Consider the following 10,533-nt stretch of genomic DNA (forward strand, 5'->3'; position numbering starts at 1 on the left):
GTGCGGATCACCGCCGTGCGCCCCCGCACCCCCGCCGTCCCCGAGGGCGAGTTCCTGCTGGTCGACGCGGCGGGCCTGAAGGGCTCCCGCGGCCCCACCACCCTGCTGGCCTCGGGTGCCGGTCTCGACGCCAAGGCGCTGCGGGCGGCCGTRCGCGGCGCCGGCTCCAACCTCTCCGTGACACTGCGCGCCGACGAACGCGCGGCGCTGTCCGGCTCTCCGTTGCAGGCGGGCGCTGAACGGATCTACGTCTGGGCCGTCCTCGCGGGCGCGGGCTACGCCTCGCTCGCCTTGGTGCTGAGCCTGCTGCGGTCCGCGCCGGAACGGGCCGCGCTGCTGGCCCGGCTGCGCACCCTGGGCCTGACGACCCGCCAGGGGCGCTACCTCCTCGGCCTGGAGACGCTGCCCCTGGCGCTGCTCGCGGCCGGCGGGGGCATGGCCGTCGGCTGGGCCACGGTAGGACTGCTCGCCCCCGGCATCGACCTGGACCGGCTCGCTCTGGCCGGCGCGTCCGGCGTCACGGCGCCGCAGGGTGCCGCACTGCGGGCCGACCCGTGGTCGCTGGCCCTGCCCGCCGCGGGCGCGGTGCTGCTGGCGGGGGCGGTGGCCGTCGCGCAGGCCTGGTGGGCGGGGCGCCGGACACCGATCACCCACCTCAGGGCAGGAGACATGCGATGAGCGGTACGACGGAGTCGCTCGCGGAACTGGAGCGACGGGCGGCGCGGCACCGCGACCGGCCCGCGTACGGGCACGACGCCCTGATCGCCTGCGACCGGCTGGTGCGGATCTTCGCCAAGCGCGGTGGCCGGGACGCCGTGGAGGTGCAGGCGCTCCAGGGGCTCGATCTCCTGGTGCGGGAGGGCGAGTTGATGGCCCTGGTGGGCGCGTCCGGCAGCGGCAAGTCGACGCTGATGAACATCCTCGCCGGCCTGGACGTCCCGACCGCGGGCACCGCGAAGGTCGCGGGCCGTGATCTGCTGACGATGGACGCGAAGGCGCGGTTGCGTTACCGGCGTGAGGTGGTCGGGTTCGTCTGGCAGCAGACGGCACGCAATCTGCTGCCGTATCTGACGGCGGCGCAGAACGTCGTCCTGCCCATGCAACTGGCGGGCGGCTCGCGCGGGAAGCGGGCCGGACGCGCTGACGACCTGCTGGCCATGCTCGGCGTCGCCGACTGCCGGGACCGGCGTCCGCAGCAGATGTCCGGGGGCCAGCAGCAGCGCGTCGCGATCGCCGTCGCCCTGGCCAACGCCCCCGCCGTGCTGCTCGCCGACGAGCCGACCGGCGAGCTGGACTCGGCGACCGGGCAACAGGTCTTCGCGGCGTTCCGCCGGGCCAACGAGGAGCTGGGCACGACGGTCGTCATCGTCACGCACGACCAGGCGGTCGCCGGCGAGGTCCGCCGCACGGTCGCGATCCGCGACGGCCGCACCTCGACGGAGGTACTGCGCCGCACGGAGGTCGACGAGGCCGGCCAGGAGTCCCTGGTGGCACGGGAGTACGCGATGCTCGACCGCGCGGGCCGCCTCCAGCTGCCGGCCGAGTACACCACGGCCCTGGGCATGCGAGACCGGGTGCTGCTGGAGCTGGAGGAGGACCACATCCAGGTGTGGCCGGACAAGAACGGGAACGGGAGCGGAAGCGGAAGCGGCTGAGGACATGCGACAGCGCCTGCCCGGTCGTCCGGTCGGGGACTGTGGGGCAGGCGCCATCTGTGTTCCGCACGCCTTTGTGCGGGACGTATCGGGGGTGTGTGTCAGACCATCAGCGCGCGGTCCGTCGGGCGGATCGGCGCGTGCAGCTCGCTGGCACCCGTGAGGTGGCGGTCCACCCCGCGCGCCGCCGAGCGGCCCTCCGCGATCGCCCACACGATGAGCGACTGGCCGCGGCCCGCGTCACCGGCGACGAACACGCCCGGCACGTTGGTCTGGTAGTCGTCGTCGCGGGCGATGTTGCCGCGCTCGTCGAGCTCCAGGCCGAACTGCTCGACCAGGCCGTTCTCCCGGTCGGTGCCGGTGAAGCCCATGGCGAGGGTGACCAGCTGGGCGGGGATCTTGCGCTCCGTGCCCGGCTTCGGGGTCAGCCGGCCGTCGATGAATCCCACCTCGGTGAGGTGCAGCCACTGGACGTTGCCGTCCTCGTCGCCCTCGAAGTGCGTCGTCGACACCGAGTAGACGCGCTCGCCGCCCTCCTCGTGGGCGGAGGTGACCTTGTACAGCATGGGGAAGGTCGGCCACGGCTGGTTGATCGGGTGCCGCTCGTCGTTCGGGCGGGGCATGATCTCCAGCTGCGTGACGGAGGCCGCGCCCTGGCGGTGGGCGGTGCCCACGCAGTCGGCGCCGGTGTCGCCGCCGCCGATGACCACGACGTGCTTGCCCTCGGCCGAGATGGGGGGCGCCACGAAGTCGCCCTCCTGCACCTTGTTGGCCAGCGGCAGGTACTCCATGGCCTGGTAGACGCCCTTGAGCTCGCGGCCCGGCACCGACAGGTCACGGGCCGTGGTCGCGCCGACGGCCAGGACGACCGCGTCGTAGCGCTTCTTCAGGTCCGTGGCCTTCAGGTCGCGGCCGATCTCGATGCCCGTGCGGAAGCGGGTGCCCTCCGCGCGCATCTGCTCGATGCGGCGGTTGATGTGCCGCTTCTCCATCTTGAACTCGGGGATGCCGTACCGGAGGAGCCCTCCGATGCGGTCCGCGCGCTCGTAGACGGCGACCGTGTGACCGGCACGGGTCAGCTGCTGGGCGGCGGCCAGGCCCGCCGGGCCCGAGCCGACGACCGCGACCGTCTTGCCGGACAGGCGCTCCGGGATCTGCGGGGCGACGTCCCCGGTCTCCCACGCCTTGTCGATGATCGAGACCTCGACGTTCTTGATGGTGACCGGCGGCTGGTTGATGCCGAGCACACACGCCGACTCACACGGGGCGGGGCACAGGCGGCCCGTGAACTCCGGGAAGTTGTTCGTCGCGTGCAGGCGCTCCGAGGCGGCGGCCCAGTCCTCGCGGTAGGCGTAGTCGTTCCACTCGGGGATGAGGTTCCCCAGCGGGCAGCCGTTGTGGCAGAACGGGATGCCGCAGTCCATGCAGCGGCTGGCCTGCTTGCTGATGATGGGCAGCAGGGAGCCGGGGACGTAGACCTCGTTCCAGTCCTTGACGCGCTCCTCGACGGGGCGGGACCTGGCGACCTCGCGCCCGTGGTTCAGGAAGCCCTTCGGGTCAGCCATTGATCGCCGCCTCCATCATCTTCTCGTGGGTCTCGGTCTCGGAGAGACCGGCTCGCTCGGCGGCGTCCTTGGCGGCGAGCACTGCCTTGTACGTGCTGGGGATGATCTTGCTGAAGCGCTCGACGGCGGTGTCCCACTCGGCCAGGAGCTTGTCGGCGACGGTCGAGCCCGTCTCCTCCTGGTGGCGGCGGACCACGTCGTGCAGCCACTGCTTGTCGGTGTCGTCCAGCGCCTGGACCGCGTCCAGGTTGCCGACGTTGACGTTGTCGCGGTCCAGGTCGATGACGTACGCGACACCGCCGGACATACCGGCCGCGAAGTTGCGGCCAGTCTCGCCGAGCACCACCGCGTGACCACCGGTCATGTACTCGCAGCCGTGGTCGCCCACGCCCTCGGAGACGACCGTCGCGCCGGAGTTGCGGACGCAGAACCGCTCGCCGACCTTGCCGCGCAGGAACATCTCGCCGCCGGTGGCGCCGTAGCCGATGGTGTTGCCGGCGATGACGCTGTACTCGGCGAGGTGGTCGGCCGCGCGGTCCGGGCGGACCACGATCCGGCCGCCGGAGAGGCCCTTGCCGACGTAGTCGTTGGCGTCGCCCTCCAGGCGCAGCGTGACACCGCGCGGCACGAACGCGCCGAAGGACTGGCCTGCGGAGCCGGTGAAGGTGATGTCGATGGTGTCGTCGGGCAGGCCCGCGCCACCGAACTTCTTCGTCACCTCGTGGCCGAGCATGGTGCCGACCGTGCGGTTGATGTTGCGGATCTGCACCTGGGCGCGGACCGGCTGGGCCTCGGTGGCGTCCGAGGCGGACAGGGCGTCCGCGGCCAGCTTGATCAGCTGGTTGTCGAGCGCCTTCTCCAGGCCGTGGTCCTGGGCGATCACCTGGTGGCGGACCGCGCCCTCGGGCAGCTCGGGCACGTGGAACAGCGGCGCCAGGTCCAGGCCCTGCGCCTTCCAGTGGTCGACCGCGCGGGTGACGTCGAGGGTCTCGGCGTGGCCGACGGCCTCCTCGATGGAGCGGAAGCCCAGTTCGGCGAGGATCTCGCGGACCTCTTCGGCGATGTACTTGAAGAAGTTCACGACGTACTCGGCCTTGCCGTTGTACCGCTCGCGCAGCACCGGGTTCTGCGTGGCGATGCCGACCGGGCAGGTGTCCAGGTGGCAGACGCGCATCATGACGCAGCCGGAGACGACGAGCGGCGCGGTCGCGAAACCGAACTCCTCGGCGCCGAGCAGCGCGGCGATGACCACGTCACGGCCGGTCTTCAGCTGGCCGTCGGTCTGGACGACGATACGGTCGCGCAGGCCGTTGAGCAGCAGCGTCTGCTGGGTCTCGGCGAGGCCGAGCTCCCAGGGGCCGCCCGCGTGCTTGAGCGAGGTGAGCGGCGAGGCGCCGGTACCGCCGTCGTGGCCGGAGATGAGGACGACGTCCGCGTGCGCCTTGGAGACACCCGCGGCGACCGTGCCGACGCCGACCTCGGAGACCAGCTTCACGTGAATCCGCGCCTGCGGGTTCGCGTTCTTCAGGTCGTGGATCAGCTGGGCCAGGTCCTCGATGGAGTAGATGTCGTGGTGCGGGGGCGGCGAGATGAGGCCGACGCCCGGCGTCGAGTGCCGCGTCTTGGCGACCCACGGGTAGACCTTGTGGCCGGGCAGCTGGCCGCCCTCGCCGGGCTTGGCGCCCTGGGCCATCTTGATCTGGATGTCGTCGGAGTTGACCAGGTACTCGGAGGTCACACCGAAGCGGCCGGAGGCGACCTGCTTGATGGACGACCGGCGGGCCGGGTCGTACAGGCGCTCCGGGTCCTCGCCGCCCTCACCGGTGTTGGACTTGCCGCCCAGCTGGTTCATGGCGATGGCGAGCGTCTCGTGCGCCTCCTGCGAGATGGAGCCGTACGACATGGCGCCCGTCGAGAACCGCTTGACGATCTCGGAGACCGGCTCGACCTCGTCGACCGGGATGGGCTTCCGGTCGGACTTGAAGCCGAAGAGCCCGCGCAGCGTCATCAGCCGCTCGGACTGCTCGTTCACGCGCTCGGTGTACTTCTTGAAGATGTCGTAGCGGCCGGAGCGCGTGGAGTGCTGGAGGCGGAAGACCGTCTCCGGGTCGAACAGGTGCGGCTCGCCCTCGCGGCGCCACTGGTACTCGCCGCCTATGTCCAGCGCGCGGTGCGCCGGGGCGATGCCGGAGGCCGGGTACGCCTTGGCGTGCCGGGCGGCGACCTCCTTGGCGATGACGTCGATGCCGACGCCGCCGATCTTGGTGGCCGTGCCGTTGAAGTACTTCCCGACGAAGGTCTCGTCGAGACCGACGGCCTCGAAGACCTGGGCGCCGCGGTAGGAGGCGACGGTCGAGATGCCCATCTTGGACATGACCTTCAGCACGCCCTTGCCGAGGGCGTAGATGAGGTTGCGGATGGCCTTCTCGGGCTCGATGCCGGGCAGGAAGGTGCCGGCGCGGACCAGGTCCTCGACGGACTCCATCGCCAGGTACGGGTTGACCGCGGCGGCGCCGTAGCCGATGAGCAGGGCGACGTGGTGGACCTCGCGGACGTCGCCGGCCTCGACCAGCAGGCCCACCTGGGTGCGCTGCTTGGTGCGGATGAGGTGGTGGTGGACGGCCGCGGTGAGCAGCAGCGACGGGATCGGCGCGTGCTCGGCGTCCGAGTGACGGTCCGACAGGACGATCAGCCGGGCGCCGTTCTCTATCGCGGCGTCGGCCTCGGCGCAGATCTCGTCGATCCGCGCGGCCAGCGCGTCACCGCCGCCGTGCACCCGGTACAGGCCGGACAGCGTCGCGGCCTTGAAGCCGGGCATGTCGCCGTCGGCGTTGATGTGGATGAGCTTGGCCAGCTCGTCGTTGTCGATGACCGGGAAGGGCAGCACGACGCTGCGGCAGGAGGCCGCGCTCGCGTCGAGAAGGTTGCCCTGCGGGCCCAGCGAGGAGCGCAGCGAGGTGACGAGCTCCTCGCGGATGGCGTCCAGCGGCGGGTTGGTGACCTGCGCGAAGAGCTGGGTGAAGTAGTCGAAGAGCAGGCGCGGGCGGTCCGACAGCGCGGCGATCGGCGAGTCCGTGCCCATCGAGCCGATGGGCTCGGCACCGGCCTTGGCCATCGGCGCGAGGATGACGCGCAGCTCCTCCTCGGTGTACCCGAAGGTCTGCTGACGGCGGGTGACCGAGGCGTGGGTGTGCACGATGTGCTCGCGCTCGGGCAGGTCGGAGAGCTCGATCTCGCCGGCCTCCACCCACTCCGCGTACGGGTTCTCGGCGGCGAGCTCGGCCTTGATCTCGTCGTCCTCGATGATGCGGTGCTCGGCGGTGTCGACGAGGAACATGCGGCCGGGCTGCAGGCGGCCCTTGCGGACGACCTTGGCCGGGTCGATGTCCAGGACGCCGACCTCGGAGCCGAGGACGACGAGACCGTCGTCGGTGACCCAGTAGCGGCCGGGGCGCAGGCCGTTGCGGTCGAGCACGGCGCCGACCTGGGTGCCGTCGGTGAAGGTCACACAGGCCGGGCCGTCCCAGGGCTCCATCAGGTTGGAGTGGAACTGGTAGAAGGCGCGCCGGGTCGGCTCCATGGAGTCGTGGTTCTCCCACGCCTCCGGGATCATCATCAGCACGGAGTGCGGCAGCGAACGGCCGCCCAGGTGCAGCAGCTCCAGGACCTCGTCGAAGGAGGCGGAGTCGGAGGCGTCGGGCGTACAGATCGGGAAGACCCGGTCGATCGTGTCCTGGTCTCCGAACAGGTCGGAGACGATCTGGGACTCGCGGGCCGCCATCCAGTTGCGGTTGCCCTTGACGGTGTTGATCTCACCGTTGTGCGCGACGAAGCGGTACGGGTGGGCCAGCGGCCACGACGGGAACGTGTTCGTCGAGAACCGGGAGTGCACGAGCGCGATCGCGGAGGCGAAGCGGCGGTCGGACAGGTCCGGGAAGAAAGGCTCCAGCTGGCCGGTGGTCAGCATGCCCTTGTAGACGATGGTCCGCGCGGACAGCGACGGGAAGTACACGCCGGCCTCGCGCTCGGCGCGCTTGCGCAGCACGAAGGCCTTGCGGTCGAGGGCGATACCCGTAGCGGGCACGGCGGCGCCGTCGCTGACGAAGATCTGGCGGAAGACCGGCATGGTCGACCGGGCGGTGGCACCCAGCAGCTGGGGAGCGACCGGCACCTCGCGCCAGCCGAGCACGGTCAGGCCCTCGTCGGCCGCGATCGTCTCGATGTGCGAGACGGCGTCGGCGGCGGAGTCCTCCGGCAGGAAGGCGGTGCCGACGGCGTAGGCACCGGCCTCGGGCAGTTCGAATCCGGCCACGTCACGGAAGAAGGCGTCCGGAACCTGCGACAGGATGCCGGCACCGTCGCCGGAGTCGGGTTCGGAGCCGGTGGCACCGCGGTGTTCGAGGTTGCGCAGGACGGTCAGGGCCTGATCGACCAGGGTGTGGGACGCCTCGCCGGTGAGGGTGGCGACGAAGCCGACGCCGCAGGCGTCGTGCTCGTTGCGGGGGTCGTACATACCCTGCGCAGCAGGGCGAGCATCCATGAAGGACCAGTTCTGGCCATTCGCGGAATGCTGGGACGGCTGGCGCGGCGTACGCATCGGCTCTCCCGTCGTCGTCATGTGGCATGTGCAAGTGCCGAGGGACGACGTTGGCCCTCGCGTGATCGCAAAATTTCGTGCAGGTTACATGATGGAGCGGTTCTCGGGAAGCGGGATAATCCGTTCCAACATGCGGACACCGGCGGCCGGCGGCAGGGGTACCGCACCGACGGTGGAAGCCATGGGGGGCCAGCACGGAACGACCGGGTGAGATCGATGCCCGTCGGGCCCGGGGCGGGACGGGCGCCTTCGCCCACCCCGCTGATCGCGCTCACGGGCCTCGTTGCCCGCAGCGCTTACGGCTCATGCCCGGTGGTTGCACATTCGAAACCAGCGAGTAACGGCTACTTATGCGGCCCAACGCATAAGTCCGAGCCGAACTATCCTACGGCCGTTCCGAACAAGGTGCCCAGGGCGTACGTCACACCGGCCGCCGCGCCTCCCAGGAACAGCTGCCGCAGCCCGCTGTACCACCAGGTGCGTGCCGTCACCCTGGCCACCAAGGCGCCGCACAGGAAGAGCCCGAGCAGCGCCAGCAGCACGGCCGGCAGGAGACTGCTCGCGCCCAGCAGATACGGCAGTACGGGGATCAGCGCACCCAGCGCGAAGGAGCCGAAGCTCGACACCGCGGCCACGGTGGGCGAGGGCAGATCGCCGGGATCGATGCCCAGCTCCTCCCGGGCGTGGATCTCCAGGGCCTGCTCGGGGTCCTTCGACAGCTGCCGGGCGACCTCACCGGCCAGCCCGGGCTCCACCCCTCTCGCCCGGTAGAGCGCGGCGAGCTCGGCCTCCTCGCACTTCGGGTGCTTGCGCAGCTCGCGCCGCTCCACGTCCAGCTCGGCCTCGACGAGCTCGCGCTGCGAGGCGACGGAGGTGTACTCGCCGGCGGCCATGGAGAAGGCACCGGCGGCCAGGCCCGCGAGTCCGCTGAGGACGACGGTGTGCTGGCTGACCGAGCCGCCGGCGACACCGGTCATCAGGGCCAGGTTGGAGACGAGGCCGTCCATCGCACCGAACACCGCGGGACGCAGCCAGCCGCCGTTCACGTCCCGGTGGGTGTGGTTGTCCCGGTGCGCCTCGTGCAGCGCCGCCTCGGTCTCGATGATGGCCATGAAAGATCCCCGATCCCCTTGCTGAAGAAGCCCATTTGGACAAGTTCCAGATTTTTACTGCAACCAAAGTACGCCAGGAATTCCGGCGCTGCCAGCAAGGAAAGGCTGGGCTAACCTGCGGTTTTACCTTTCAACGCTCACCTGATGACGATCATGCACAGATGTCGACCGGGTGATGCTGCGGCCCTTGAGGCTCGGGCCGGGCGCCGGAGTGGGACACATCCCGTATGGCATCGATCGCCTGCATCCCCTCCGTCCCGGCGCCCGGGGACGCCACCGAACTCCGCGCGCGGGCCCGCGGCGCACTGCTCGGCCTGGCCGTCGGTGACGCGCTCGGGGCCCCGGCCGAGAACCTGAAGCCCTCCGAGATCCGCGCGCGGTGGGGCCGTATCACCGGCTATGTCGCCGAGCACCCCGCCGGCACGGACGACACCGAGTACGCGATCTTCTCGGGCCTCCTGCTGGCCCGGCACGGCTCGGCGCTCACCCCCGCCCATGTGGAGGCGGCCTGGCACGAGTGGATCGCCGACCGCGACGAGGGTCCCTTCCGGGGCGCCGGCTTCAGCGAACGCGGCACGCTGGAGAACCTCCGCCGGGGACTGGCGGCCCCCATCTCCGCCCAGCACCGGCATGCCTGGAGCGACGGTCTGGCCATGCGCGCGGCCCCCTTCGGGGTGTTCGCGCCCGGCCGCCCGGTGGAGGCGGCCCGGCTGGTGGCGATCGACGGCTCGGTGAGCCATGACGGCGAGGGCATCTACGGCGGTCAGGCGGTGGCGGCGGGTGTGGCGGCGGCGATGGCGGGCGCCCAGCCGGTCGCGGTCGTGGCCGCTGCCCTCGCGGTCGTGCCCGACGACTCCTGGACGGCCCGCTGCCTGCGCCGCGCGGTGGCGGTGGCCCACCGCGGCGAACGCGCGGTCCGCTCCGCGGTCGTCATCGGCGGCTACCCCTGGACCGACCTGGCCCCCGAGGCGGTCGCCCTCGCCTTCGGCGCGTACGCGGCGGCCGACGGCGACTTCGCACAGTCCGTCCTGACGGCGGTGAACATGGGCCGCGACGCGGACACGACGGCGGCGGTGGCGGGCGCCCTGGCGGGCGCGACGCGGGGAGTCTCGGCGATTCCGAAGGCCTGGACGACCCCCATCGGCCCGGTCCGCGGCCGGTGCCTGCCGGCGATGGCGGGTTACCACGTCCTGGACGTGGCGGACCTGCTGACGCCCTGGGCCGCGGCACGCGGCGAGGCGCCGGGGCCGACCGACTTCGTCCTGGCGGGCGACGGAACGGAGGCCCCCGCATGACGCCGCACGATCCGGCGGCAGCGGCCGGCGCTGCGGCTCCGGAGGGACCACCCGCAGCCGCCGACGGCGAAGGCGCCCCACGGGAGACCAGGACCCCTCGGGTGACAGTTACGGGCGGTGCGCGGGTGGGAGAGAAAAAGACCGAAGGCCTCCTGCTCGGACTCGCCGCGGGCGACGCCGCCGGCTGGCCCGCCGCCCGCCACAGAGCCGCCCGCATGCCCGACTGGACCCGCCGCCTCACCCGCGAACTGGACACCTTCGCCGAGCACAACGCCACGACCACCCTCCCCGTCCCCATCGCCCTGAACC

The 10,533-nt window shown here is 71.5% G+C and carries 5 protein-coding genes and 2 pseudogenes; 4 read left to right on the top strand and 3 right to left on the bottom strand.

Going from position 1 to position 10,533, the window contains the following annotated elements; genetic code table 11:
- Together CA983_RS33425 and CA983_RS33430 are read left to right on the top strand one after the other, a co-directional pair.
- A pseudogene (locus CA983_RS33425) lies at positions 1–678 on the top strand (FtsX-like permease family protein); the annotation flags it as partial.
- Positions 675–1,655 (top strand): ABC transporter ATP-binding protein, encoded by a 981-nt coding sequence (locus CA983_RS33430; protein WP_086604534.1) that lies wholly within the window; start codon positions 675–677, stop codon positions 1,653–1,655. The pseudogene CA983_RS33425 and the gene CA983_RS33430, both read left to right, overlap by 4 nt.
- A 101-nt stretch (positions 1,656–1,756) precedes the next feature.
- On the opposite strand, the gene CA983_RS33435 is transcribed toward CA983_RS33430, so the two are convergent.
- From CA983_RS33435 to CA983_RS33445, 3 genes are all read right to left on the bottom strand, one after another.
- Entirely contained in the window at positions 1,757–3,220 is a 1,464-nt protein-coding gene (locus CA983_RS33435; RefSeq protein ID WP_086604535.1) for a glutamate synthase subunit beta, read from the bottom strand.
- Complete coding sequence (gene gltB, locus CA983_RS33440; RefSeq protein ID WP_086604536.1) at positions 3,213–7,817, bottom strand: glutamate synthase large subunit; 4,605 nt, start codon at positions 7,815–7,817, stop codon at positions 3,213–3,215. The genes CA983_RS33435 and gltB overlap by 8 nt, the downstream gene beginning before the upstream one ends.
- Before the next feature lie 380 nt (positions 7,818–8,197).
- Complete coding sequence (locus tag CA983_RS33445; protein WP_086604537.1) at positions 8,198–8,929, bottom strand: VIT1/CCC1 transporter family protein; 732 nt, start codon at positions 8,927–8,929, stop codon at positions 8,198–8,200.
- A gap of 227 nt (positions 8,930–9,156) precedes the next feature.
- Here CA983_RS33445 and CA983_RS33450 point away from each other — a divergent pair, with 227 nt between their 5' ends.
- Positions 9,157–10,224, top strand: coding sequence for an ADP-ribosylglycohydrolase family protein (locus CA983_RS33450; protein WP_086604538.1), 1,068 nt, complete (start codon positions 9,157–9,159; stop codon positions 10,222–10,224).
- Positions 10,221–10,533 (top strand): annotated as a pseudogene (locus CA983_RS33455) (ADP-ribosylglycohydrolase family protein); the annotation flags it as partial. The gene CA983_RS33450 and the pseudogene CA983_RS33455, both read left to right, overlap by 4 nt.

The organism is Streptomyces swartbergensis (genome assembly GCF_002148965.1).
In the GTDB taxonomy this organism is placed as follows: Bacteria; Actinomycetota; Actinomycetes; order Streptomycetales; family Streptomycetaceae; genus Streptomyces; species Streptomyces swartbergensis.